The sequence below is a fragment of the Achromobacter sp. UMC46 genome (assembly GCF_014170335.1).
Lineage (GTDB): Bacteria > Pseudomonadota > Gammaproteobacteria > Burkholderiales > Burkholderiaceae_B > Achromobacter.
In genome coordinates this window covers 136,169-161,216 of sequence record NZ_LZZS01000026.1, presented here as the reverse complement: position 1 = coordinate 161,216, position 25,048 = coordinate 136,169, and the positions used below count along the sequence as shown (strand labels likewise).

Here is a 25,048-nt window from a genome sequence, read left to right as displayed (position 1 = left end):
GCTGAAACCTGACGTCTCAGCGGGATTTTGACTGCGGCGCTGCCCAGCGCAATGCCAGGAATCACAAAATAAGAATCAAGCCCCAGCCAACATATACCGGGCCGAAACAGCCAGAATCCGCTGTGCCGATTCATTCAACATCCGGGCTTCACGGTGGGCTTTTACCGAATACACCGCGTCATAGCGGCGGCCACTAAGCGGGCCGGCAAGGAGGGCCGGGCGGCGGGTCAAAATGGGGGAGATCAAGCGTTGCATGTCGGAGCATTCCTGCGGGCACCGGGCCCAGTAGATGCCAGGCATCGTAAGCCGGCTTTTGGCCCGGGCCAACGAATTACCATTCATATGAATATCCAGGGCTGGTCCGGTCCAGACCGGGGTCCCCCCAAGCATCTCGTCGACGAGTATGGCCGGCTTCTATTACAGCCATATGCCAGCGCAAGGCAAAACCTCAAATCATCGAGGGTCAACGTCGAAGTCCAAGCTCGCGCCGAAACCGAAGAAGACGTCCAAGCCCAGCCCAGCCCAAGCCTCGGCCTCTCAGCTCCCCTTCAACCTCGAAGGCACGTCCTCCATGTCGCTGCATACCGCCAGTACTTCCGCCGGCTTCCTGCTCAACGACAGGTACACGTGCCCGATACTGCTATCAAAATACGCCGACTCCAGCTTCCCCAGCACCACGCTGTCGCCATTCTCGAACTGAATCCGCACCTTGCCCGATAGCACCACGACGAACTCCTGGCCCGGGTGCCGGATGTAGTCCTCGAACTCCACCACCTTGCGTGAATCGATCAAGGCGACCATCGGCAGCATCTTCTTGCCGGGGTATTCGCCCATCAGCAGGCGGTAGTGATAGTTCTCGGTGATGTAGTCGCGGGCGTCGCTGAGCTTGTTCTTGACGTAAGTGGGGGCGACGGCGGCTTGGGAGGCGTCGCGCAGCATGAACAGGCGGGTCATGTCGATGTCCAGCGCGCGGGCCAGCGCGGCGAACTTTTCGTAGCTCAGGGCGATCTGGCCGAGTTCGGCCTTTGACAGCGTCGATACCGCGATGCCGCTGGCCTGCGATAGCGCCTGCAAGGTCATTTTTCTGGCTTTGCGCTCGGCGCGCAGGCGGGCGCCCATTTCTTCCTTGCCCACGATCTCGGGGGGGGACGTATTGCCGGGTAGGGCCATGTAGCGGTCGGGCATCAAGGGGTTGGGGGCTGGGGCAGGGCCCGCAAGCCCTGCCGCGTCTACGCCGGATTGTAAGGGGTGGGCGGGTTCAGGCGGCGGTCCGGTTCAGGACGCGGCCGGCGTGCTGGCCGGTGAAGGCCTGGTCTTCCCAGACGGGGGCGCCGTTGACATAGACGGAGTGGATGCCGGCGGCGCGTTCGGTGGGGCGTTCGAAGGTGGCGGCGTCGGCGACGGTGGCGGGGTCGAAGACCACCAGGTCGGCGAAGTAGCCCGGCTGCACCTGGCCGCGTTCGGCCAAGCCGAATTTGGCGGCGGTCAGACCGGTCATTTTCCAGACGGCGGTCTCTAGCGGAAAGAGGCCCAGGTCGCGGGAGTAGTGGCCCAGCACGCGGGGGAAGGTGCCCCACAGGCGGGGGTGGGGACGTTCGTCATGGGGCAGGCCGTCCGAGCCGATCATGGTGGGGCCGAATTTCAGGATGCGCTGGACGTCGGGCTCGTCCATCATGAAGTAGATGGCGCCGGCGGGCTGCAGGTCCGGCACGACGTCGTACTTGGACTTGCCGCGTTCGGCGGCCACTTCCTCCAGGTCGCGTCCGCTCAGTTCCGGGAACGGCTTGCACCAGGTGATGATGGTGCGGCCGGCCAAGAGCACGCGGTCTTGCTTGAGCATGGTGGAGCCGGCCACGTAGGGGTAGGCGTCCAGCGAGACGTCTTGTGTGGCCATGGCGGCTTCGATCAGGGGCAGCGTTTCCCGGGAGCGGCCGAAGTTGGGCTGGCCCATGACCTTGTGGTGCGAGATCACGACGGGCACGTCCAGTTCGCGGCCGATGCGGAAGGTCTCTTCCAGGGCCGCTACGATGTGCTCGCCCTCGTCGCGCATGTGGGTGGCGTAGATGCCGCCGTGGGTGTTCAGCGGCCGGCAGACTTCGATGATCTCTTCGGTGGTGGCGCGGGCGGCGGGGGGGTAGAAGGTGCCGGTCGAGATGCCGATGGCGCCGCTGGCCAGGGCGTCGTCGGCCAGCGTCCGCATGGCCTGCACTTCGTCGGGCGTGGCCTCGCGCTGCAGGTCGGGCATGACGGCGGCGCGCAGCGTGGAATGGCCGACCATGCAGGCGGCGTTGACGGCGGCGGGGGTGGCGCGCAGGGCGTCCAGGTAGTCGGAGAAGCGCGCGAAGCGGTACGAGCCGCCTTCGTCCAGCAGGTCCAGCGGGGCGGGCGGGCTGGCGTGGGCCAGCGGCGCCAGGCTGATGCCGCAGTTGCCGGTGACGACGGTGGTGACGCCCTGCGAGATCTTGGGCGTCATGTCGCGGTGCTTGAGCAGGTAGTTGTCGTCGTGCGTGTGCGAGTCGATGAAACCGGGCGCGACCACCTTGCCGCTGACGTCGATCCGGCGGCGGGCGGCGCTGGCGGACAGGTCGCCCACGGCGGCGATGCGGTCGCCGCGCACGCCGACGTCGGCGCGCTGGCCCGGGGTGTTGGCGCCGTCGATGACGGTGCCGCCGGCAAGGATGTAGTCGAACGGGGTGGCGTCAGGCTGGGACATGCGGATCTCCGGCTAATGGGGTTCAGGCAAAGTGGCAGGCGACTTGCTGTTCGGGGGCGACCAGGCGGGGCGGCGGGGCTTCTTCGGCGCAGCGCGGCTGCGCCATCGGGCAGCGCGTGCGGAAGGCGCAGCCCGACGGGGGCGACAGCGGGCTGGGGATTTCGCCTTTCAGGACTTCGACGGGCGCGCGCTGGCCCTGGCGCGCCGACGGCACGGCGGCCAGCAGGGCGCGGGTGTAGGGGTGCGCCGGGCGATCGAAGATGGCGTCGCGGGTGCCGATTTCCACGATCTTGCCCAGGTACATCACGGCGACGCGGTGGCTGATGTGGCGCACCACGCTCAGGTCGTGCGAGATGAAAACGTAGGTCAGGCCCAGGTCGCGCTGCAGGTCCATCAGCAGGTTGATGACCTGCGCCTGGACCGAGACGTCCAGCGCCGACACGGGTTCGTCGCAGACGATCAGGCCGGGATCCAGCGCCAGGGCGCGGGCGATGACGATGCGTTGGCGCTGCCCGCCCGAGAATTCGTGGGGGTAGCGGTCGGCGGCGTCGGGGCGCAGGCTGACGCGGGCCAGCAACTGCGCGACGCGTTCGCGGATGGCGGCGCGGTCGTGGCCGAAGTTGCGCAGCGGCTCGCCGATGATGTCGCGGACGCGCATGCGCGGGTTCATGGAAGAAAACGGATCCTGGAAGATGAACTGCATGCGCTGGCGCATGGCGCGCAACTGGCTGCTGTTCATTTTCGCCAGGTCTTCGCCTTCCAGCAGGATGCGGCCTTCGGTGGGGTCCGTCAGGCGGATCAGGCACTTGCCGGTGGTGGATTTGCCGCAGCCGGATTCGCCGACCAGGCTCAGCGTCTGGCCGCGCGGGACCGATAGCGAGATGCCGTCCACCGCGCGCAGCACTTTCGCGCCGCGCCCGTTGTCCACGGGGAAGTGCTTTTTCAGGCCGATGACTTCCAGCATGGGCACCGCGTCAGGCGCCGTGCGCGCGGGCGCGGCCGAGGAAAGGGGGATGTCGTGAAGGTTCATGGCGGCCTCAGGCGGTCAGGGCGGCGGAGGCCGGTTCGGACTGTCGGGCCCAGCACCAGACGCGGTGGCGGCTGCCGGCGTCGATGGCGGGCGGCGCGTCTTCGGTGCAGCGCGCCAGCGCCTGCGGGCAGCGGGCGGCGAAGGCACAGCCGCGCGAGGCGGGCGTCATCACGGGCACGATGCCGGGCAGTTCGGCCAGCCGCGCCGTGTGGTCCTGGCCGTCGACGAAGTCGGGCAGCGAACGGATCAGCGCCTGGGTGTACGGATGCTGCGGACGGTCCAGCACGTCGTCCACGCTGCCTTCTTCCACCTTGCGGCCGGCGTACATCACGATGACGCGCTGGCACATCTGCGCGACCACGCCCAGGTCGTGCGTGATCAGCACGATGGCCGTGCCGAGCCGGGCCTGGATGTCGCGCAGCAGATGCAGGATCTGCGCCTGGATGGTGACGTCCAGCGCGGTGGTGGGCTCGTCGGCGATCAGGACTTTTGGCTGGCACGCCAGCGCCATGGCGATCATGGCGCGCTGGCGCATGCCGCCGGACAGCTGATACGGGTACTCGCGCACGCGGCGCGCCGGGTCCGAGATCTGCACCAGCTCCAGCAGCTTCTCGGCTTGCGCCAGGGCGTCGCGGCGCGACAGGCCCTGGTGCAGCATGAGCGATTCGCTGATCTGCTTGCCCACCGTGATGACCGGGTTCAACGAGGTCATGGGCTCTTGGAAGATCATCGAGATCTGGTTGCCGCGGATGGCGCGCATGGATTTATCGGGCAGGGCCAGCAGGTCGCGCCCGTCGAATTCGATGCTGCCGCCCGCGACGCGCCCGGGGGCGCGCAGCAACCGCATGATGGACAGGGACGTGACGCTCTTGCCGCAGCCGGATTCGCCGACCAGGCCCAGCGTTTCGCCGGGAAGCAGGTCGAACGACAGTTTGTCGACGGCCACGACGGTGGTGTCGTCGCCGTCGAAACAGGTGGTGAGGTCATGCACGCGCAGGATGGGAGTGGGGGGCATGGTCGCTCCTACAGCTTTTTGGCCAGACGGGGGTCGAGCATGTCGCGCAGCCCGTCGCCCATCAGATTGACGGCAAGGACGGCCATGCCCAGGAACAGGCCGGGGTACAGGATGATGTGGAACGCCACGGCCACGAAGTTGCGGCCTTCGGCCATGATGTTGCCCCAGCTGGGGATCTGCGGTGGAATGCCCACGCCCAGGAAGCTCAGCACGGCTTCGGTCAGGATGGCGGAGGCGGCGATGAAGGTGGCCTGCACCATCAGGGGCGCGAACAGGTTGGGCAGGATATGGCGCAACAGGATGGACGGCACGCGGGTGCCCACTGATACGGCGGCTTCGATGTAGGGCTGTTCGCGGATCGTCAGCACCAGCGCGCGCACCAGGCGGACGACGCGCGGCACTTCGGGGATGACGATGGCGATGATCACGGTGCCCAGGCCGCCTTTCAGCGTGGCCATCAGGGCGATGGCCAGCAGCACGCCGGGAATGGCCATCAGGCCGTCCATGATGCGCATGATGAAGGCGTCGACGCGCCGGAAGTAGCCGGCCAGCATGCCCAGCACCACGCCGGCCACGGTGGACACCACCGCCACCACGATGCCGACCAGCAACGATATGCGGGCGCCCCAGACGGTGCGCGAATAGACGTCGCGGCCCAGCGCATCGGTGCCGAAGAAATGCTCGGACGACGGCGGCTTCATGCGCGCCATCGGGTTGATGTCCTGCGGGTCGACGGTGGCCAGCCAGGGGGCGGCCAGCGCAATCGCCGCCAGCACCAGCAGGATGGCGCCGCCCACGTACAGCATGGGGTGGCGCCGCAGCGACCGGACGGCGCGGCGCAAGCGCGGACGCGGAACGGCAAGCGGCAGGGTGGTCGTATTCATGCGTTGCCTTTCTCAGTAGCGGATGCGGGGGTCGAAGAGCCGGTAGCTCAGGTCGACCAGCAGATTGATCAGCACGTAGATGCCCGAGGCCACCAGCAGCACGCCCTGGATCACCGGATAGTCGTGGCGCAGCACGGCGTCGATGGTCAGGCGGCCCAGGCCGGGGATCGCGAACACGGTCTCGGTGACCACCACGCCGCCGATCAGCAGGGCCACGCCCACGCCGATGGTGGTGACGATGGGATTGGCGGCGTTCTTCAGCGCATGCCACACGATGGGGCCCGCCGACAGGCCCTTGGCGCGCGCGGTGCGGATGTAGTCTTCGGACAGGGCTTCCAGCATGGTGGCGCGCGTCATGCGCGTCAGCAGCGCCATGTACACCAGGCCCAGCGACAGGCAGGGCAGCACCAGGTGGCGCAGGTAGGGCACCAGGCCGTCCGCCAGCGGCTTGTAGCCCTGCACCGGCAACCACCCCAGCTTGATGGAAAAGCCGTAGACCAGGCAGTAGCCGATCAGGAACACCGGCACCGAGAACGCGCAGACCGCGCCGATCATCACCAGCCGGTCCAGCCAGCGGCCGGCGTTCCATGCGGCCAGCACGCCCAGCGGCACGGCCACCAGCACGGCGAACAGCATGGTGAAAATGGCGATCGACAGCGTCGGCCCCATGCGCTGGCCGATCAGTTGCGACACCGGCATCTGCGACGACATCGACGTGCCCAGGTCACCCATCGCGATATGGCTGACCCAGATGGCGAATTGCTGCGGCAGCGGCTTGTCCAGCCCCAGGTTTTGCCGGATCTTCTCGACGTCGTCGGCGGTGGCGTTATCGCCCGCCATCACCGCGGCCGGGTCGCCCGGCGACAGGTGTATCAGCAGGAACACCACGACCGCGACGACGGCCATGACGGGAATGACGGCCGCGATGCGGCGCAGGATGTATTTCACGGTGGATTCCCCCTGGCTTGCGGCCGGGCGCTGGCGGCGCCCGGCGTCTGCCTTACGGTTTTTCGATGTTCCACATCACCGGGATGCCGTTCTTGATCAGCTCGGTGTGCTTGAGGCCGCGCACGGCGAAGACGGGCTTGAATTCTCCCCACATGACGTAGGGCACGGTCTGGTAGGCGCGCGCCTGCATCTGCGCGGCGATCTCCTTGCGCTTGGCGGCATCGGTTTCGCGGATCCAGCTGGTGCGCAACGTGTCCAGTTCCTTGTCGCAGGGCCAGCCCGGCAGGCTGTTGCCGCAGGCGGCGGACAGCCAGGGGTTGGTCACCGGCGTGCTGGCGTCGTAGTAGCCGCCCCAGGTCAGGAAGATGTTCCAGCCGCCTTGTTCGGGCGGGTCCTTCTTCAGGCGGCGGCCGGCCAGCGACGCCCAGTCCATCGACTGCACGTCCACCTTGATGCCGGCCTTCTTCATGTTCTGCGCCAGCACCATCACGGCGGGCGCGCTCAAGTGGTCGGTGGGGTACAGCAGCACCACTTTCTCGCCCTTGTAGCCAGCTTCTTGCAGCAGTTGCTTGGCGCGCGCCGGGTCGGGCTTGGCGTAGGGGGCGGCGCCGGCGTCGGTCGCCAGCGGCGAACCGCAGATGTATAGCGTGGCGCAGTAGTCGACGCGGTATTTCTCCGGGTAGCCCATGGCCGACAGCATTTCCTTCTGGCTCACCAGGTAGTAGAGCGCCTGGCGGGCCAGCGGGTTATTGAACGGCGGATGCAGCGCATTGACGATGACCATGCCCTGGGACGCGACCGAGGTGCTGAGCGTGATGTCCGGGTTGCTTTCCACGACGGGCAGGAAGTCGGGCGTGATCTGTTCGATCATGTCGACCTCGCCGTTCATCAGCGCGGCGGTCGCCGTGTTGCCGTCGGGGATGTACAGCCATTCGACGCGGTCCACCTTCACGTTCTTGCCGCCCGCCAGGCCGTCGGCCGGCTCGGCGCGGGGCACGTAGGCCGGGTTCTTCACGTAGACGACCTTGTTGCCGGGCACCCATTCGTCGCGCTTGAACAGGAACGGGCCCGAGCCGACCATTTCAGTGACTTGCGTGTTCGGATCCGTCATGGCCAGGCGCTTGGGCATGATGAAAGGCGGCATGCCGGACGGCTTGGATAAGGCATCCAGCACCAGGCCGAAGGGTTCCTTCAACGTCAGCGTGAAGGTGTTGTCGCCGGTGGCGGCGAATTCGGCGCCGGCCGCCATCATGGCCTGGCCCAGCGTGTCCTTCTTCGCCCAGCGCTGCAGCGATGCGATGCAGTCTTCGGCCTTCACCGGCGTGCCGTCGCTGAACTTCAGGCCGGGGCGCAGCGTGAAGGTCCAGGCCTTGCCGTCCTCGGATGTGGTCCACGTGTCGACCATCTGCGGCTTGACCTGCCCCTTGCTGTCTTGCGAGAACAGGGTGTCGAACACCATGTAGCCGTGGTTGCGCGTGATGTAGGCCGTGTTGAACAGCGGGTCCAGTGTCTTCAAGTCCGCGTGCGGCACCATGCGCAGGGTCTTGGTCTGGGCGAACGCGCCCGTGGCGGCGCTCATCGCCAGGAGCGCGGCGGCCCCCAGCAAGCTGAAACGTCTGATCATTGTTTTCCCCTTATTCATTCTGGATGCCCGGTCGGGCGGCAATGGATGGCGCCTTAGGCCTTGAACGGCCACTTGGGCAATTTGCGCTTGGTGAACGGCAGCGCGTTGACGTCCTGCGTGATGGCGCCAGGCGTCTCGACGTAGATGACCTGGCGGCCCACCTTCGAGTACGAGGCATAGAAGTGCTGCGACGACTTCACGATGATGAGCTTCATCGCTAGCAGGTCTACGCCGAATTGCGTGAACAGGTCGGTGCCCATGGCCTGGGTGCGCGAGGTGTTCATGACGATCGTCACGCCTTGCGTGCGCACCACGGCGACGTCGCCCAGCAGCGCGGGCGTGCCGGCCAGCCCCGTCATGACGGCGTCGCGCTTGAGCGCGAGGATTTCGCAGTCCAGGTCCAGCGGCTGGCCCGAGACGGGTGCTACCTTGCCGCCCACGCGCAATTTGATCTGCGCGCCTTCGCCGGCTTCGAAGCAAAGCTGCACGGCGACCGGATCCCAGAAGGGGCCGGTGGCGACATCGGTGATGCCGCGCGCCAGCACGCGTTCCAGGATGAAGGTGGCGTCGCTGGGCGCGCCGCCGCCCGCGTTGTCGGCGGAGTCCGCCAGCACCACGGGGAATTCCTTGGCCGCCAAAGCCTGGTCCAGCGCTTCGTCGGCGCCGGGGTAGGGCGGCGCAAGCTGGTCGCGGAAGCCGATGATCTCTTCGCCCAGCGCGCGTGCCAGCGCGTCGGCCTGGCGCTGGTCGCCGTCGGTGTAGACCAGGACCTTGGAACCCATGTCCGGCGTGTCGCCCCAGGGGAAGCCGTGCGCGATGGATACCGACAGCACGCCTTCCTTGCCCTCCATGGCCATCAGCCGGTCGACGAAGCTGCGCATGGGTTCGCGGCTGGTGTGCATGATCGAGATCATTTCGCAGTCATAGACGGCGCGCGTCGGCGTGTTGCGGCCTTCAGCGCGCGCCACGCACAGGTCCACCAGGTCGTAGGCGCGGTCCAGGATGTCGGTGTGCGGGTATTCCTTGAAACAGACCAGGAAGTCGGCGCTGTCCACCATGGCGTCGGTCAGATGGCAGTGCGGATCCAGCTCGGCGCCAATGACGGTGCCGGGGCCCACGATCTCGCGGGCGCGGCGCAGCAGGTCGCCTTCGCAATCGTCATAGCCGTCGGCGACCATGGCGCCATGCAGGCCGAACAACGCGATATCGACCTTGCCGGCGCGGCGCAGGTCTTCAAGCAGCTCGTCGCGCAGCGTTTCGTAGGCGTGGCGGGTGGTGATGCCGGCCGGCGTGGCGCCGGCGGTCATGCCTTCGATCAGCGTCCAGTTCTTGCCCACGGCGCGCTGGCGCGCGGCCCACAGCGGTCCGGAGAACATCTGCATGCGGTCGGGATGCTGGCCGGCGGGGTAATAACCGCGTGCCCGGTAAGCGGACAGACCCGTCGGGATGGGGGAAAAGGTGTTCGTTTCGGTCGCCAGGGACCCGGAGAATATTTTCATGGATGACGCTCCGCGCAGAAGAAGGGTTAAGGCCTGTCGGCAGGCCCTAGGGGCGCGGGCATCGTGGCGCGCGCAGTGGGGTGATGCATTGCCAGGCGAGGGCCTGGCAATGTCTTGCAAGCAAACGGATGTGGTTCAGGGTTTCGCGGCGGGCGTTTGCGCCGCGCCCAGCCATGCCTGCACTTCGATCTCTACGTCCACGTCCATCGCCAGCTTGGCCTCGACGGTCGACCGCGAGGGGAAGTCGGACGCGAAGTGGCTGCGGTAAGCCTCGTTGAACTGTGCGAACAACGTCAGGTCCGACAGCCACACCGTCACGCGCACGACGTCTTTCAGGGCCGCGCCCGTCAGGGCCAGCGTTTCCTTGATGCGTTCGATGGCGGCATGCGTCTGGGTGGCGATGTCGCCGCGCACGACCTGCCCGCTGGCATCCATCGGGATCTGGCCCGACAGGAACAGGAAGTCGCCCGCCTGCGTGGCGCGCGAAAACGGCAGGGGCAGGGTGCTGGGATAACGGATGATGGCGGTCATGGCGGGTTCTCGTTCAGGGTGGGATGAAGGTCAGCGCAAGCGCTCGGGGCGCACCGCGTCGGCGTCGACGCCATGCGCATGCAAGTGGGCGGGCACCGGCTGGCGCGTCAGCAGCGCGGCCGCCAGTTCGGAGGTGGCGGCCGCGGTCTGGATGCCGTAGCCGCCTTGCGCCGCCAGCCAGAAGAAGGCGGGGGCGCCGGCGTCCCAGCCCACCACGAAGTCGCCGTCGCGCACGAACGAGCGCAAGCCCGCCCAGGTGTGCTTGGGGCGGCGGATGGTGAGCGACGTGGCGGTCTCGATGCGGTAGATGCCGGTCGCCACGTCCAGCTCTTCGGGCACGACGTCATGCGCGGGCACCGGATCGGCGTTGGCGGGCGACCCCAGCAACTGGCCGGCGTCGGGCTTGAAGTAATAGCTTTCGTCCACGCCGACCACGGCCGGCCAGTGGGAAAAGTCGGTGTCCTGCGGGCCAGAGAAGGTGAAGGCCGTGCGGCGGCACGGCTGCAGGCCGATGGGGGCGGCGCCGCACAGGGCCGCGGCGTGGTCCGCCCAAGCGCCGGCGGCGTTGACCAGCACCCGCGCCCGGATGGCCCGCCCGTCGGCCAACGTCAGCACCCAGGCCTCGTCCGCGTAGGCGGCGGACACCAGCTCCGCGTTGTTGTGCAGTACCGCGCCTTGGCGGCTCATGCCGCGCAGAAAGCCCTGGTGCAGGGCATGCACGTCGATGTCGCGCGCATCCGGCTCTTCGATCGCGCCGCAGAGCTGGTCGCCGCGCAGGCACGGCACGCGCGCCACGGCCTGTTCAGCGTCGATCAGCGTCACGTTGGGCGATTGGCGGTGGAAGTCTTCGAACACTTCCCGCAGCAGGTCCTTCTGTTCCGGCGTGGCGATGTACAGCACGCCGCGCGGGCTAAGCAGGGGATGCTCGCTGAAACCCTGCGGCGGCTGTTCATAGAAGGCGCGGCTGGCGCGGGTCAGCGCCTTGATCTGCGTGGTGCCGTAGGTCTCCATGAACATGGCCGCCGAACGGCCGGTGGAGTGATAGCCGGGTTGGGACTCGCGTTCCAGCACTGCCACGGACGCCGTGGCGCTCAGGCGGTAGGCCACGGACGCGCCGGCGATGCCGGCGCCGACCACGGCGAAATCGTATAGGGAGTCAGCAGTCATTTTGTCGGAAGCGAGAATTCTCTTATTTGATAATTCTCGAATACGATAGTTTTTTGACGGCGGACGGGTAATAGGGGAATGCCCTGATGGCGCGGAGGGCAGGGGTTGAAAGGGCGAAAAAAACCCGCTGGAGGAAAATCCGGCGGGTTTTGTGTTTGTGTTGTTCAGTGAGGAACGCGGGTCTTGAACCAATCGCGCAGGGCCCCGTCTACTTTTGTCGGCCAGCCTGAACCGGTAGCGCGGAAGCGCTCCAGCACGTCCGGGCCTTCGGACGACCCAGTTTCTTCATCTGCTTGAAATCGGCGGCACCGAGTTCATGGGTGTCCGGATCTGCGGCGATGCCACGGTTGATGGCGTCATCTTCTTTCCGAGTGGGCACACTCGTCCCAGGCTTAAGCTTCGGCATATAGGTTCACCGCTCTCGAATTTGCCTTGCGCAGGCTGACGATGCGCAGCGCCTACGTCACATGATGGCCGAACGCCACTGCCGAGGCCACGAAGGTGACGGCGCCGATGGCGGCCAGCCAATAGGCGCGCTTTGCCGCATGGGCATCGTCCCGGCCCAGGGCGATCGCTATCGCGACCAGCGACCACACGCCGGTGAATGCCAGCAAGCCCAGCGTGTAGACCCAATTCGACAAGTCGTAGCCGCCGCCGCCGATGGACGGGTAGCCCGAGCTTTTCGGCCACAGCAAGGCGATCAACGTGCCGGCGACCAGCGCGAAAACGGCGAACCATATTTGGAATCGGCGGTCTTTCAGCATGGTTTCGATCCTTGGATAGTGACGCCCGCGGCTGCGGCGTGCCTCAACCTTCCAGATAGTGGCCGCGCAAGACGTCCACATCCACTTTCAGCACGTCACGCAGGTAGCGGTCCATGCCGCCGAACCCCTGATCGATCGCCTGCACGGATGCGTCCAGGTAGGCGGGCGCGACTTCCAGCAGCGGCATCATCACGTCGTCCCGTACGCCGCGTTCCGCGGATTTGGCCAGGATCTCCGTGAAGAACCGCGCGTTCCAATGGTTCGATTCCAGGTAGTTCGCCACGATGTCGTCCTGCGGGACGCCCAGCGCCGACAGCAGCAGCAACGAGGCGAAACCGGTGCGGTCCTTGCCGGCGGTGCAGTGGAACAGCAACGTCTTTCCGGTGGCGGCCGTTTGCAGGAAGGTGCCGAAGGGGGCCTGGTAGCGGGACGGGAAGTCGCGGTAGATGTCCACCATCATGGCGTTTGCCGCCGCCTGCGTGCTCTCGCGCAGTTTGGGCAACAGCACGGCCATCGCCATGTTCCCGTCCAGTACGGGCGAGGCAATCCAGGGGAAGCGTTTTCCGAAATTCGGTTCGTCCTGCGCTTTCTCGCTGTCGGCACGGAAATCAATGACGGCCTCCAACCCCAGCCCGCTCAGGAATTCAAGGTCTGCGGCGTTGGCGCGCCCGGGGTTGCCGCTGCGAAAGAGCTTGCCGTCGCGCAGCCGCCGTCCGTCCGCGCCCGTCAGGCCGCCCAGGTCGCGGGCGTTGTGCACGCTGTCCAGCGCCAGGCGGCGTCGGCCGGTGGCAAGCGGGGCGTCGGCAGGATTTGAACGGGACATAAGGCGGCTTCCTTGGTCTGAGGGCTTGCCGATGATCGTATCACCGTGATCCGTCTAGCCCCGCCGGCCCTGCTACCCGAGCTTGCCCAGCAATCCGATCAATTGGCGCTTTTCCGCGGCGCCCAATCGGGTGCTGATTCGCGCGTCATGCGCTTTGACCGCCAGCGTGATCTCGGCCAATATCTTTTCGCCCTCCGGGGTCATCGCCAGCGAATACGCGCGCTTGTCGTGTTCGGCCTCGTGCCGTTCGACATAACCCAGGTCCTGCAATTGGTCGACGATCTGCACGGCCCCCGACCGCGCGATGCCCAGAAGGCGCGCCAGATCCGTCAGCTTCAGGTTGGCGTTGGCCGCGATCAGCGTCAGAGACGAAAAGCGCTGGGGCGTGATGTCCCATGGCGCCAGCGCATTCAGAAAGTCTTCGTAGATCACGATCTGGGCGCGCCGGATGGCGTAGCCCACCAGGTCGTCCAGCGCGCCGTATTGGATGCCGGGGACGTGCGGGTCGAAATGCTCGCCACGCGCGGCGGGGCGCCGGGGGCGTTGGGATGCGGCTCTGGACATGGGGCGGGATCGCGGTTCTGGGGCCGTCGCTTGAGCGGGCCTCGACAAGGGGCCTCAACACTAATGCACCCAGTGTCGCCGCGCTAGCGCATTACGGGAAATCCCCGGGGTGCGGAAAACGTCCGGATTTTGTTATGTTGCATAACAAATAAAATCAGGAGCAGACATGCAAATCGTCATCGCCGGCGCCGGCATCGGCGGGCTGACGCTCGCCTTGATGCTGCATCGGCGCGGCATCGATTGCCGCGTCCATGAAAGCGCGCAGGAACTTAAGGCCTTGGGCGTGGGCATCAATCTGCTGCCGCACGCGGTCAGTGAACTGGAACAGCTGGGTTTGATGCCCGGTCTGGCCGAGCGCGCCATCGAGACTTCGCAGCTGCACTACTACAACAAGTTCGGCCAGCCAATCTGGCGCGAGCCGCGCGGCCGGGAGGCGGGGTATCCGCTGCCGCAGTTTTCGGTGCATCGTGGGGAATTCCAGATGCTGCTCGCGCAGACGGTGCGCGAGCGGCTGGGCGACGACGCCATTGTCACGGGCAGCGTGCTGGAGGCCGCGGAACAGGATGCTTCCGGCGTCATGGCGCATTTCCGGCGCCGGTCGGACGGGGTGTTGCAGCGCGTGCGCGCCGACATCCTGGTGGGCGCCGACGGCATCCATTCGGCGTTGCGCCGCCAATTGCATCCGGCGGGCGACGAGCCGCGCTTCTCCGGGCGCATGCTGTGGCGCGCCGTGACCGAGGCGCCGCCGTATCTGGACGGCCGCAGCATGTTCATGGCGGGGCATCAAGACCAGAAATTCGTCTGCTATCCGATTTCGGAACCGCTGCGCCGCCAGGGGCGGTCGTTGATCAATTGGATCGCCGAGCTGGCCGTGCCCGGCGCCGAGCTGCCCGCCACCGATTGGAACCGGCAGGTGGACAAGTCGGTCTTTGCGGACCGCTTCGCCGATTGGCGCTGGGACTGGATCGATATCCCCGCCATCATCGACGGCGCGCAGGCGATCTACGAATTCCCGCTGGTCGACCGCGACCCTTTGCCGCGCTGGACGCGGGGGCGCGTGACCTTGCTGGGCGACGCCGCGCACCCCATGTATCCCATCGGATCGAACGGGTCGGCGCAGGCGATCCTGGATGCGCGCTGCCTGTCGGATTGGCTGGCGCAAGCGGCCAGCGGCGCGGTGCGCACGCCGCAAACCGCCCTGCTGGAATACGAGGCCGAGCGCCTGCCCCGCACGGCGGGCATCGTCCTGCGCAACCGCTTGAACGGGCCGGAACAGGTGATGCAGATGGCCGAAGAGCGCGCGCCCGAAGGGTTTGCCGACATTGGGGACGTGATCGCGCCGCAGGAGCTGGCGGCGGTATCGTTGCGCTACAAACAACTCGCGGGATTCGATCCCGCCACCGTGCAGAAGAGCCGGGGGGAAGCACCATGAACAACAATACCGACCCGTTGGCGCCGCAGCTGGAACATGTGGCCACCGTGGTGGTCGAGGTAGGCGCGCCGCAGGAAGTGGGCGACACGCCGCAAGGCTGCCGGCGCGTCATTCCGATTACGGGCGGCACGGTGGACGGGCCGCGCCTTCGCGGCAGGGTCCTGCCGGGCGGCGCGGATTTCCAGGTGATCCGTTCGGCCACCTACACCGACATCCACGCGCGCTACGTCATCGAAACGCCCGATGGCGAACGCATCTACGTCGAGAACACCGGCATCCGCACGGGCCACGCCGACGACATCGCCCGCCTGGTGCGCGGCGAAGCCGTGGACCCCGCCCGCATCTACTTCCGCAGCTACCCGCGCTTTGAAACCGCGTCGCCGGCCTTGGGCTGGATGAACGAAAGCCTGTTCATCGGCACGGGCGCGCGCTACCCCGACCGCGTCGAATTGCGCTTCTACCGCATCTGCTGAACCCGCGGCGTCGGCCGCGGCAAGAATACCGAAAACAACCCGGAGACAACCATGACATCGACGTTGCGCCGCCTGTTGGGCGGTTTCCTGCTGTGCGTGCCGATCGCGGCGATGGCGCAGTTTCCCAATGGTCCCGTGCGTTTGAACGTGGGCTTTCCGCCTGGAACGGGGCCGGACATCGTGGCGCGCACGTTGTCGCAGCACATGGGGCCGCTGCTGGGCGAAAGCGTGGTGGTGGAAAACAAGGTGGGCGCGGGCGGGCAGATCGCCGCGCAGACGGTGGCACGCAGCCCGGCCGACGGGCAGACCCTGCTGCTGGGCGAGGTCGGCTCCATCAGCATTTCCCCTGCCACCTACCGCAACCTGAACTACGACCCCGCGCGTGATTTCGCGCCGATCTCTGAAGTGGTGCGCGCCGACTTCGTGCTGGTGGTGCCGGCCGATTCCCCGTATCAGGATCTGGCTGCCTTCATCGACGGCGGCAGGAAGACGGCTGACCGTCTTAACTTCGCGACCTTCGGCGCGGGCACGCCCGGGCATTTCGGAGCCGAGCTGTTCGCCCGCGAAGCTGGCATGAAGATCGAGGCCATCCATTACCGTTCCACGGGCGATGCCGTGTCGGGCCTGGTGTCGGGGGCGGTCCAGGCTGCGTTCGTGACGACGGCGCTGGCGGTTCCGCAAGTGCAGGGCGGCAAGCTGCGCGCGCTGGCGATCACCGGCGCGCAACGGTCGCCGGCGCTAGCGGCGGTGCCGACGTTTGGCGAACGCGGTCTGCCCGCGATCAACTTCGGCGCCTGGTTCGCGCTGTTCGCACCCGCCGGCACGCCGGACGCCGTGCTGGACCGCTTGCAGAAAGACAGCGCCCGGGCCCTCGCCCAGCCCGCCGCCGTGCGCAGCCTGGGCGAGGCCGGCTTCGTGGTGGTCGGGTCGGACAGACAGGCGCTGCAAGCCCTGCTGGCCGCGGAATCCAAGCGTTGGTCCGACGTCGTGAAAGCGACGGGATTCCGGGCGGATTGATTCGGCCACGGCGGGCACCACCGTGCTCAAGGCGATACCGGCGCTTCCGCCTGATAGGCCGCATGCAGCAATTCCATGAAGCGGGGCGCGGCGGGCAAGGCGGCTGAGCCGATCCGATTCACCGCAACGCCGGGCGTCCACGAATTCATGACGACGGCGCCCCGCAGGTCTCGGACGCTTTCCGGCGTGACGGCCTGGACGCATTGCGGCACGCCAATCCGGTCCAGCTGGCGCCGCACGATGCCCATGGTCGTGCCGGTCAGCATCGCCGCATCGGGCCACACGACGGCTTCGCCGTCCCAGAATGCCAAGTTCCAGATCGAGGCTTCGCTCAGGCGGCCTTGCCGGTCCACGAACGCCGCGTCATCGAATCCTTGCGCGGCCGCCTGGCGCAACAGATAGGTCTTGGCCACTTCACCCACATGCTTCACGGAAGGCAGCATCCGCTCATGCGGGATCGCCGCCAGCGCCAGCGGGCCGCGCGGGCCGGTAGAGGGCGCGCCGGTCCGCACCAGCAGCTCCGGCTGCACCTCGGGTCCGGCCACGGTGAATTCGCCGGCGGGCGAATACACCGTGGCCACCAGCGAGACATCCGCAGGCCCGGCCTGTATCGCCGCCTGCAGCGCCGCCAGGACCCGCTCGTCCGGCAATGCCTGCCCGTACATCTCGATCGATGCCGCGCGCAGCCGCGCCAGATGCAGGTCCAGCCCCCGCACGCGTCCGTCCCGCACCTGCATGGCGGTGAAGTGGGCGTAGCCGGCAAACGCCAAGGGCGTCAGGTCCTGCAAGGTGGCGGGCTGGCCGTTGCGGTGCGCGACGAAGTTAGAGGGCGGGGTGGCTGACATAGGGAAGCTCCTGGAAAGGGTTGATCATCAAGTGCTTCTACTATCCCCAATTGAATATCCCAGGGGAAACGAGTAATTTTCATCTAATCGTTAAATTTCGCTTGAAGATCATGAATCGATTGCTGCCCGGCACGCGTGCCCTTCGAACATTTGTAGCCGCCGCGCGCCACCTGAACTTCACGCGGGCCGCCCACGAAGTCGGGCTGACGCCGGCAGCCGTCAGGTATCAGATCAAAGAGATCGAAGACCAGTTGGATATCGTGCTGTTCACCCGCAGCAGCCGCAGCATTCAGTTGACGCCTGCCGGTTCGATCCTGTTCGAGGCGGCGGCCGATGCGTTGGAAACGCTGCAGCGCGCGGCCGCCAAAGCCAGGCGCATCAGCCGCAAATCGGAACATCTGCGCCTGTCGGTGGGTGCGCGATTCGCCACCAATTGGCTGTTGCCCAGGCTGCCGCAGTTTCGGGCTGCGTATCCCGGGCTGGAATTGACGTTCGATATCAGCGACGAGGTGCGGGATTTCGACGCCGACGATGTGGACATGGCGATCCGTTTCGGCGCGGGGCAATACGGCGAGGCGATCGCGCATCGCCTGTTCCACACCGTGGTAGTCCCCGTATGCAGCCCGGCGCTGCTGCGGACCGGCCCGGCGTTGAAGATGCCGCGCGATTTGTTTGCACACACGCTTTGCTATGTGGACTGCAAACCGGGCGGCGTGGTCTGGCCGAACTGGCCGATGTGGATGGCGGCAGCGGGCATCAAGGACTTCGACGACAGCCGTAGCGTCGCCTTCACCGAATCCAGCCACGTGGTGCAGGCCGTGATCGACGGCGGGGCCGTGGGACTCGTGGAGTGGGAGCTCGTAGACCGCGACGTGCAGGCTGGCAGACTGGTCCGGCTGTTCGACGTGGGCGTGCGGGTGGCGCCGGAGTACGCCTACCACCTGGTGTACCCGGCGGGCGGCGTGGCGGATCCCCGCGTGCAGGCGTTCCGGGAATGGATGCTGGCTGCCATCGGGCAGCAAGCGCAGCAATAGCGTCGAATGACCGTGCTGGCTGCCCTATTGGGTTCATGAATAGAACAGTTTGTTCCGACCCCAATCTCCGGATTTTTGACTTGAATGGGTTTTCCCGTCACGGGCGGGCCGGTAGAATCGCCTCGCATACCATCCCTCTATCTACTGGTCGAAAGGTTATATTCTTATGAGCAACGCTTATCTCGACGCCCTCAAGAAGCGCCGCACCCAATATTCGCTGGGCCGCAACCTGTCGGCCTCCAAAGAGGAACTGGCGACCCTGATCCAGGACGCGATCAAGCACAGCCCCTCGTCGTTCAATTCGCAAAGTTCGCGCGCGGTGATCCTGTTCGGCGCTGAAAGCGTCAAGCTCTGGGACCTGGCGATCGAAGCCGTGCGCAAGGTCGCGCCTGCCGAAGGTTTCGACAAGACCGAAGCCAAGCTCAAGAGCTTTGCCGCCGGCGTGGGCACGGTGCTGTTCTTCGAAGATGACGACGTCGTCCGCAGCCTGCAGGAAAAGTTCGCCCTGTACGCCGACAACTTCCCGGTGTGGTCGGAACAGGCGGGCGGCATGGCCCAGCTGTCGGTCTGGACCGCGCTGGCCAACGCCGGCGTCGGCGCCAGCCTGCAACACTACAACCCGCTGATCGACGGCGTGGTGGCAAGCGAATGGAAGATTCCGGCTTCGTGGAAGCTGCGTGCGCAAATGCCGTTCGGTTCGAACGAAAACGGCTTCAGCGACAAGGGCTTCATGGACGACGCCGAGCGCTTCCGCGTGGTCGGCTGATCGGATCACCGGGACGCTGATCGGCGTCCGGATAATCACAGGCTGAAAACCCGCTTCCCCCTGCCAGGGGAATGCGGGTTTTCAGTTTTTTACGGGATACGATACCTCGGGGTCGGCGCGATATTCACGCCATGGCAACCCCATCGATGCCGTGTTCCACCGCAAGGCGAACCGCAGGGCGCCATCGGTCAAAGTGACGTTCCAAGGTCACACAATTCCCTGCGACAAGCGCTTGAAGCGCAAAGACTGATAAATTTGCGCCTTTAAGGGTGCGAAGGGAGGTTTTCCCTTCCGGCGGCCCAGGCCGAGAAATGCCCATTTCCATTTCTCTACTCGCGATAGAACAGAACCGATGCTGAAAAGAAAACTAACGGCTTTTGGAATGTGCGTGGCGCTGCCCCTGGGCGGCATCGCGGCCGCCCCGGCCCAGGCCCAGGCTCCGGCGCAACAGCCGGCCTCCGCGCAGCCGAAGGCGCCGGCGGAAGAGGCGGAGCGCTACGGGCCGTTCGTCTACTTCCCCAGCGCGCCCAACCTGCTGATCTATCACACGGGGGTCGGCGCCAACGACATGCTGAACCTGAAAAAGGCGCTGCGCGAGCATCCCTCGATCGGCACCCTGATCCTGCAGAACAATGGCGGCGGGCTGGTGCATATCGGGCTGGTCGTGGCCGAAGAGGTCTACGAGCGCGGGCTGAACACGTTCATTCCCAAAGACAGCTACTGCGCATCGGCGTGCGCGTTCGTGTACTTTGCCGGCCGCCAGCGCCTGGCCGAAGGCCGGTTGGGCGTGCATCAGATCTCCGCGCCGGAAATGACGGGCGAGCAAGCCCAGTTCGGCGTGTCGGATATCGTCGCCACGCTGCCGAAGTACGGCGTGTCGGCCGATGTGCTGGGCATCATGTTCAGCACGCCGTCCAAAGAGATGTATTTCTTCACGCCGCAGGAAATCGCCAAGTACGGCATCAACCGCACCGGCCAGACGCAGGTGGCGCAGAACAGTCCGCCGCCGCGTGGCGCGGGGGGCGGCCAGGCCAATGCGCCGGCGGCTACACCTGTCTCCGCGCCGGCGCAGGCCCAGACGCCGGCGCCGGCTCCGGCACCGGCACCGGCACCGGCTCAAACGGCGCATGGCGGCGCGGCACCCGTGGCCAACCCGTACATGAAAAAGGAAACCGCGCCGGCCGCGATTTCCGACGAGCAGAAAGCGATCAACGCGGCGGCCTTGATGATCCAGGCGGGCAGCGGCACGAATGAAGAATCGATGAACTTCACGCGCGAGTTCTACGCGGACACGGTCGACTACTTCAAGAAGACGCGGCCCAAGTCCGAGATCCTGGCCGACAAGCAAGCCTACTTCGCCCGCTGGCCCATCCGCCGCTTCGTGGTCGACCAGAGCACGCTGAAGGCGCAGTGCAAGGACCAGATGTGCAAGGTCGTAGGCATTTACGACTACAAAGTATCCAGCCCGGCACGCGGCAAAGCCGCCACCGGCACGTCGAACTTCACCTATGTGCTGGATCTGCGCAACCGCTACCGCATCGTGATGGAAGACAGCGTAGTCATCAGCCGCTAGGCCGGCCCCTGGAACAGAGCAGAACTTGATGAAATCCGAATTTCCCGCAGTAAAGCTGTTGCTTCTTGCCGGCCTGGCCATGGCGTCGGCGCCCGCGCTGGCGATCAACTGCGCCAAGGCGGGAACGCCGGCCGAAAAGCTGATTTGCTCGGACAAGAAGACCGTGGCGGCCGACGCCGATTTGAACCGGGCCTACAACGCGATTCTGAAGCAGGCGCCCAACGGCGAAATCCGCGACATGCTGGTGGCAAGCCAGAAGCGCTGGGTCGCGGCGCGCGACCGGGCGCTGGACCACCTGATCGACGACGCCGATTCGCTGCCCGATGACAAGACAGTGGGCGAGGCCGCCCGCGAACTGATCGGCGGCCGCGCAGCGCAGTTCAAGGAAACCAGGAAGGGTTCCACGACGCCCGAGATGATCCGCCTGGCCGTTCAGCAACAGCAGTTCCAGGCGCAATTCACAGGCGGCGAGTTCGCGGGCTATTGGACGTCTTGCGACGTGCTGCCGCGCGATTACGCCTATTACGGCTGCTTTTCGACCCGCCACTACCAGAACAACGACCGCATTTGCTCGGTGGATGAATCCTGGGCGTCGGGCGCGGTGTACACCAAGCGGTATGTCGCCGATGTGGTGGGCGGCAAGCCCCGCGTCGTGGCGTCGTGCTCGTTCAATAGTTCTGACGAGGCTTGCGCCAGCGTGGGCGACACCCAGGCGAAATGGAACACGCAGCCGGAGCAGCCGCAGCATGTCTACGCGTCCGAACCGCTGCCGAAGATCGACGGTGAAATCGACGCGTCGGACGATTTCGACTGGCTCAAATCCTGCCTGACCGAACCCGCCTATGGCCGCGATGTCTCAACTGGCCAGCCGGGCCGCCACCTTCAGAAATGACGCCAGCGCCGGGTTTGCGTCGTCGCGGCGCCAGGCCAGGCCGACTTCCTGCTTCAGGAATTCCGTCGTGTCCGACAGCGGCACATAGCTGACTTTCGGGTGCATCAGCGACTTCAGGTTGCTGGGGATCAAGGCCACGGACAAGCCCGCCGCGACCAGGCAGATGACGCTGCCGATCTGCGCGCTTTCCTGGTCTATCTGCGGATAGAAGCCGGCCGTGGCGCAGGCGGATATCAATTGCGCGTGGGCCGCCGGCACGTTCTGCCGCGTAAAGGCCACGAATGACTCGCGGGCCAGTTCCTTCAGTGCGACAGACCGGCGGCTGGCCAGCCGGTGCGTGTGCGGCAACGCGCACATCAGGCGGTCGTGCCGGTATCGCATCGACGCGATTATGGTTTCGTCGTCGGCCAGCGGCGTGCGCAACATGCCCACGTCCAGGTACCGTCCCTTGATGCGTTCCAGCTGGTCGCGCGTGGTCATTTCGAAAACCCGCAGTTTGACCTGGGGATAGTCGCGCCGGAACTGGCCGATCAGATCCGGCATGAAGCCGTAACCGGCGCTGCCGATATACCCCATGGATAGCTGGCCGATTTCACCGCCCGTCGCATGTTGGGCGCGTTCGATCGCCACGCGTTCATATCGCAGCCATTGATAGGCTTCTTCAAGGAATACGGCGCCCGCCGGGGTAAGCGCCACGCTGCGCTTGTTGCGCACGAACAGGGGCGTGCCTACGTGCGCTTCCAGCTTTTGGATGGCCTGGCTTAGCGGCGATTGCGCGATCCCGACGCGCAGGGCCGCGCGGCCGTAGTGCAGTTCTTCGGCCACGGCGATGAACTGGCGCAGTAATCGGCTGTTCAGCATAAAGACCTTTTATGTCTTACAGATTATTGAATTATATGTTGGACACGGAAAATCGGCGCTCCTAGACTGGGCTTCGTTATCACCGCCCGTCTGGATAAAACAATGAGCGAGACAAAACCTCAGGCCCACGATGCCTACGCCGCCATCGCCGCGCTTCTGGGCCGCGAATGGACCCGGCAGGACGCCCCGGAACACCGCCTGCATTTCCATGGCGCCAGTCCGCGATTCGATTCTCCGCATAAATTGACCGTGGCCGCCGCCAGCGCTATCGGCGCGTATGCGTTGACCGTCGAACGCTGGCATCACATGGCCACGGGCCAACGCCAGACCGTGGCCATCGACTGGATGCAAGCAGCCAGTTCGTTGAACCCCGGGCACTTTCAAACGCAAAGCGGGTTTTCGCTGCCGGCGTTGTCGTTGCTGACGGAACTGAAGGCGGATTTCTATCAGACCGCCGACGAGCGCTGGTTTTTCCCGATCGGCTCCTACCCGCATTTGCGCGACGGCGTGCTGGAAGTCCTGGATTGCGCGAACACCACCACGGCGCTGGCCAAAGCCATTTCGCGCTGGCGCGGGGACGATCTGGAAACGGCATTTGCCGAACGCAAATTGCCGGGCGTGTACGCGCGGTCGCAAGAAGAATGGTCGAACCATCCGCAGGGCAAGCTGTTGGCCGGCTTGCCGGCGGTCGAGATCATCAAGATCGCCGACAGCGAGCCGGAGCCGGCCCGCGCTGACTGCAGGCCGCTGGATGGGCTGCGTGTGCTGGATCTGGGCCATGTGATCGCCGGACCCGTCGTGGCGCGTTCGCTGGCCGAGCACGGCGCCGATGTCTTGCGCGTCACCTCGCCGGCCATGCAGGACCCGTTCCGTCAGACCGTGGACACGAACATCGGCAAACGCTCGGCGTTCCTGGACTTCGATGCGCCGACGGGCCTGCAAGCGGCGCGCGACCTGATCGCCGGCGCGGATGTCGTCGTGCAATCGTGGCGCCCGGGCAGCATGCGCAAGCGCGGCCTGGGCCCCGAGGACGCCGCGGCGATCCGGCCTGGCGTGATCTATGTCACGGTGACCGCGTTCGGCGACGAAGGGCCGTGGGGGCAGCGCGGAGGCTTCGAGCAACTGGGGCAGACCGTCACCGGCATTTCGGTGCGCGAGGGCGGGCAGGGCAAGCCCCGCGTCGTGCCGCCGTACCTGCTGAATGACTACCTGACGGGGTATCTGGGCGCCACCGGCGTCATGCAGGCGCTGATCCGCCGCGCGCAAGAAGGCGGCAGTTATCACGTCAAGGTGTCGTTGGCCCGCACGTCGATGTGGGTGCAGGACCTGGGACTGTTGAACGATTTCGATCCGGCGCAGCCGCGGCGCCATTTCGCGCTGGCATTGAACCCCCTCCTGGAACGGCGCGAATCCGCCTATGGCGTGCTGGAACAGTTGCCGCCCGTGGCGCAGTTTTCCCGGACGCGCGCGGCTTGGGTATTGCCGCCGGCGCCAAACGGCGCGCATCCCGCGCAGTGGTTGTAGGACGACGGCGCCAATGGCTTGGAAGTAACGGCTTGGAAGTGACGCCAATAACGCATCAGAAAAAAAAGACACAGGAGACATCATGGACATTCAACGCGTAGCGGGCACGCTTGCGGCCGCCGCCATCCTGGGTATGGCGGGTGGCGCCCATGCGGCCGGCGGGTATCCCGCCAAACCCATCACGCTGATCATCGGCTTTGCGCCGGGCGGCCCCACGGATGCGATCGGACGCGTGTTGTTCAAGACCGTGTCGCAGAAACTGGGCGTGCCCATCATCATCGAAAACAAGCCGGGCGCGGGCGGCAACATCGGCACGGCGGAGTTGATGCGCGCCAAACCGGATGGCTATACGTTGCTGTACGGCACCTCGTCGATCACGACCGCGCCGCCATTGTTCGGGCGCGATGACCTGAACCCCAAGACGGCGTTCCTGACGGCCAGCTGCTCGGTCAGCGTGCCGCTGATCTTGCTGACGAACAAGGCCATGGATCAAACGTCCGCGGCCCAGTTCTACGACACGGTCAAGGCGAATCCCGGCAAGTACTTCCAGGGATCCTCAGGCAACGGGGCGATCGACCACCTGGTGTCCATGGACATCGCGAACCGCATGGGCCTGGACATCCAGCACGTGCCCTACAAGGGCAACGGCCCGGCCTTGACCGACCTGGTCAGCGGCAACGTGAATTTCATGTATTCCGGCTCGTTCAACAGCGCCATGCCCTTCATTCAGAACGGCCAGGCCCGCGCGCTGGCGGTCACGTCGGAAAAGCGGTCGGCCAGCCTGCCCGACGTGCCCGCCTTGAGCGAAGCCGTGCCCGGCCTGAAAGGCTTCGATGCGGGCACCTGGCAGGTGTTGATCGCGCCCAAGGGCACCGACCCCGCCATCCTGGCCAAGCTGGATCAGGTATTGCAGGAGTCGCTGAAAGACCCCGACGTGCAGAAGAGCCTGCGCTTCCAGGGGGCCGAATTGATGAACAAGGACCCCAAGGCGTGCCAGGAATACGTGGCCGCCGAATACTCGCGCTGGAGCGACACGATCAAGCGCCTGGGGCTCAAAGCCGAGAATTGA

At 65.9% G+C, this 25,048-nt stretch carries 25 protein-coding genes and 1 pseudogene; 9 read left to right on the top strand and 17 right to left on the bottom strand.

Annotated features, from left to right (window positions below):
- Positions 1 to 75: 75 nt before the first annotated feature.
- From A9973_RS19045 to A9973_RS18975, 15 genes and pseudogenes are all read right to left on the bottom strand, one after another.
- Positions 76 to 255 carry a hypothetical protein gene (locus A9973_RS19045; protein WP_183015264.1) on the bottom strand — a complete coding sequence of 60 codons (180 nt, stop codon included), beginning with the start codon at positions 253 to 255 and terminating at the stop codon, positions 76 to 78.
- 282 nt (positions 256 to 537) lie between these two features.
- Positions 538 to 1,185, bottom strand: coding sequence for a helix-turn-helix domain-containing protein (locus A9973_RS19040; RefSeq protein ID WP_255469216.1), 648 nt, complete (start codon positions 1,183 to 1,185; stop codon positions 538 to 540).
- A 73-nt stretch (positions 1,186 to 1,258) separates the two neighbouring features.
- On the bottom strand, positions 1,259 to 2,713 hold the full coding sequence (locus A9973_RS19035) for an amidohydrolase family protein (RefSeq protein ID WP_183015262.1): 1,455 nt from the start codon (positions 2,711 to 2,713) through the stop codon (positions 1,259 to 1,261).
- 22 nt (positions 2,714 to 2,735) lie between these two features.
- Positions 2,736 to 3,743 carry an ABC transporter ATP-binding protein gene (locus A9973_RS19030; RefSeq protein WP_304503368.1) on the bottom strand — a complete coding sequence of 336 codons (1,008 nt, stop codon included), beginning with the start codon at positions 3,741 to 3,743 and terminating at the stop codon, positions 2,736 to 2,738.
- A 7-nt stretch (positions 3,744 to 3,750) separates the two neighbouring features.
- Complete coding sequence (locus A9973_RS19025; RefSeq protein WP_183015261.1) at positions 3,751 to 4,758, bottom strand: ABC transporter ATP-binding protein; 1,008 nt, start codon at positions 4,756 to 4,758, stop codon at positions 3,751 to 3,753.
- Positions 4,759 to 4,766: 8 nt separating this feature from the next.
- Positions 4,767 to 5,642, bottom strand: coding sequence for an ABC transporter permease (locus A9973_RS19020; RefSeq protein ID WP_183015260.1), 876 nt, complete (start codon positions 5,640 to 5,642; stop codon positions 4,767 to 4,769).
- A gap of 12 nt (positions 5,643 to 5,654) precedes the next feature.
- Positions 5,655 to 6,590, bottom strand: coding sequence for an ABC transporter permease (locus tag A9973_RS19015; protein ID WP_183015259.1), 936 nt, complete (start codon positions 6,588 to 6,590; stop codon positions 5,655 to 5,657).
- 52 nt (positions 6,591 to 6,642) lie between these two features.
- Positions 6,643 to 8,214, bottom strand: a complete 1,572-nt coding sequence (locus A9973_RS19010) for an ABC transporter substrate-binding protein (protein ID WP_183015258.1) — start codon at positions 8,212 to 8,214, stop codon at positions 6,643 to 6,645.
- A gap of 53 nt (positions 8,215 to 8,267) precedes the next feature.
- Positions 8,268 to 9,713, bottom strand: a complete 1,446-nt coding sequence (locus A9973_RS19005) for a M81 family metallopeptidase (protein ID WP_183015257.1) — start codon at positions 9,711 to 9,713, stop codon at positions 8,268 to 8,270.
- A gap of 135 nt (positions 9,714 to 9,848) precedes the next feature.
- The gene (locus tag A9973_RS19000; protein WP_183015256.1) at positions 9,849 to 10,244 is read right to left on the bottom strand and encodes a RidA family protein; all 396 of its coding nucleotides are present in this window, start codon (positions 10,242 to 10,244) and stop codon (positions 9,849 to 9,851) included.
- Between the two features lie 30 nt (positions 10,245 to 10,274).
- Positions 10,275 to 11,411 (bottom strand): FAD-binding oxidoreductase, encoded by a 1,137-nt coding sequence (locus A9973_RS18995; protein WP_183015255.1) that lies wholly within the window; start codon positions 11,409 to 11,411, stop codon positions 10,275 to 10,277.
- 164 nt (positions 11,412 to 11,575) lie between these two features.
- A pseudogene (locus A9973_RS18990) lies at positions 11,576 to 11,817 on the bottom strand (BrnA antitoxin family protein).
- Between the two features lie 52 nt (positions 11,818 to 11,869).
- Positions 11,870 to 12,175, bottom strand: a complete 306-nt coding sequence (locus A9973_RS18985) for a hypothetical protein (protein WP_183015254.1) — start codon at positions 12,173 to 12,175, stop codon at positions 11,870 to 11,872.
- A 43-nt stretch (positions 12,176 to 12,218) separates the two neighbouring features.
- Positions 12,219 to 12,998 carry a tyrosine-protein phosphatase gene (locus A9973_RS18980; RefSeq protein ID WP_183015253.1) on the bottom strand — a complete coding sequence of 260 codons (780 nt, stop codon included), beginning with the start codon at positions 12,996 to 12,998 and terminating at the stop codon, positions 12,219 to 12,221.
- Between the two features lie 72 nt (positions 12,999 to 13,070).
- Positions 13,071 to 13,562 carry a MarR family winged helix-turn-helix transcriptional regulator gene (locus A9973_RS18975; RefSeq protein WP_183015252.1) on the bottom strand — a complete coding sequence of 164 codons (492 nt, stop codon included), beginning with the start codon at positions 13,560 to 13,562 and terminating at the stop codon, positions 13,071 to 13,073.
- A gap of 166 nt (positions 13,563 to 13,728) precedes the next feature.
- Between A9973_RS18975 and A9973_RS18970 the strand changes: the two genes are divergently transcribed.
- Genes A9973_RS18970 through A9973_RS18960 form a run of 3 tightly spaced genes read left to right on the top strand, consistent with a single transcriptional unit; the run spans position 13,729 to position 16,484 of the window.
- A complete protein-coding gene (locus A9973_RS18970) occupies positions 13,729 to 14,994 on the top strand; it encodes a flavin-dependent oxidoreductase (protein WP_183015251.1) in 1,266 nt (421 codons plus the stop codon).
- Positions 14,991 to 15,467 (top strand): DUF3237 domain-containing protein, encoded by a 477-nt coding sequence (locus A9973_RS18965; protein ID WP_183015250.1) that lies wholly within the window; start codon positions 14,991 to 14,993, stop codon positions 15,465 to 15,467. Before A9973_RS18970 ends, A9973_RS18965 begins: the two co-directional genes overlap by 4 nt.
- A gap of 51 nt (positions 15,468 to 15,518) precedes the next feature.
- On the top strand, positions 15,519 to 16,484 hold the full coding sequence (locus tag A9973_RS18960) for a tripartite tricarboxylate transporter substrate binding protein (protein WP_183015249.1): 966 nt from the start codon (positions 15,519 to 15,521) through the stop codon (positions 16,482 to 16,484).
- A 26-nt stretch (positions 16,485 to 16,510) separates the two neighbouring features.
- Here the strand turns inward: A9973_RS18960 and A9973_RS18955 are convergent, their stop codons facing one another.
- Entirely contained in the window at positions 16,511 to 17,329 is an 819-nt protein-coding gene (locus A9973_RS18955; RefSeq protein WP_183015248.1) for an aminotransferase class IV family protein, read from the bottom strand.
- Between the two features lie 110 nt (positions 17,330 to 17,439).
- On the opposite strand from A9973_RS18955, the gene A9973_RS18950 reads away from it, so the two are divergent.
- From A9973_RS18950 to A9973_RS18935, 4 genes are all read left to right on the top strand, one after another.
- The gene (locus tag A9973_RS18950) at positions 17,440 to 18,363 is read left to right on the top strand and encodes a LysR substrate-binding domain-containing protein (protein WP_183015247.1); all 924 of its coding nucleotides are present in this window, start codon (positions 17,440 to 17,442) and stop codon (positions 18,361 to 18,363) included.
- Between the two features lie 166 nt (positions 18,364 to 18,529).
- Complete coding sequence (locus A9973_RS18945) at positions 18,530 to 19,129, top strand: nitroreductase family protein (protein WP_183015246.1); 600 nt, start codon at positions 18,530 to 18,532, stop codon at positions 19,127 to 19,129.
- Between the two features lie 382 nt (positions 19,130 to 19,511).
- Positions 19,512 to 20,702: a hypothetical protein gene (locus A9973_RS18940; protein WP_255469227.1), complete on the top strand. Its 1,191-nt coding sequence runs from the start codon at positions 19,512 to 19,514 to the stop codon at positions 20,700 to 20,702.
- Positions 20,703 to 20,730: 28 nt separating this feature from the next.
- A complete protein-coding gene (locus A9973_RS18935; RefSeq protein WP_183015244.1) occupies positions 20,731 to 21,594 on the top strand; it encodes a lysozyme inhibitor LprI family protein in 864 nt (287 codons plus the stop codon).
- Here A9973_RS18935 and A9973_RS18930 read toward each other — a convergent pair.
- Positions 21,559 to 22,455 (bottom strand): LysR family transcriptional regulator, encoded by an 897-nt coding sequence (locus A9973_RS18930; RefSeq protein ID WP_183015243.1) that lies wholly within the window; start codon positions 22,453 to 22,455, stop codon positions 21,559 to 21,561. The two genes, A9973_RS18935 and A9973_RS18930, sit on opposite strands and share 36 nt — an antisense overlap.
- 102 nt (positions 22,456 to 22,557) lie before the next feature.
- Between A9973_RS18930 and A9973_RS18925 the strand changes: the two genes are divergently transcribed.
- On the top strand, positions 22,558 to 23,979 hold the full coding sequence (locus A9973_RS18925) for a CoA transferase (protein WP_183015242.1): 1,422 nt from the start codon (positions 22,558 to 22,560) through the stop codon (positions 23,977 to 23,979).
- 82 nt (positions 23,980 to 24,061) lie between these two features.
- Positions 24,062 to 25,048: a tripartite tricarboxylate transporter substrate binding protein gene (locus A9973_RS18920; RefSeq protein WP_183015241.1), complete on the top strand. Its 987-nt coding sequence runs from the start codon at positions 24,062 to 24,064 to the stop codon at positions 25,046 to 25,048.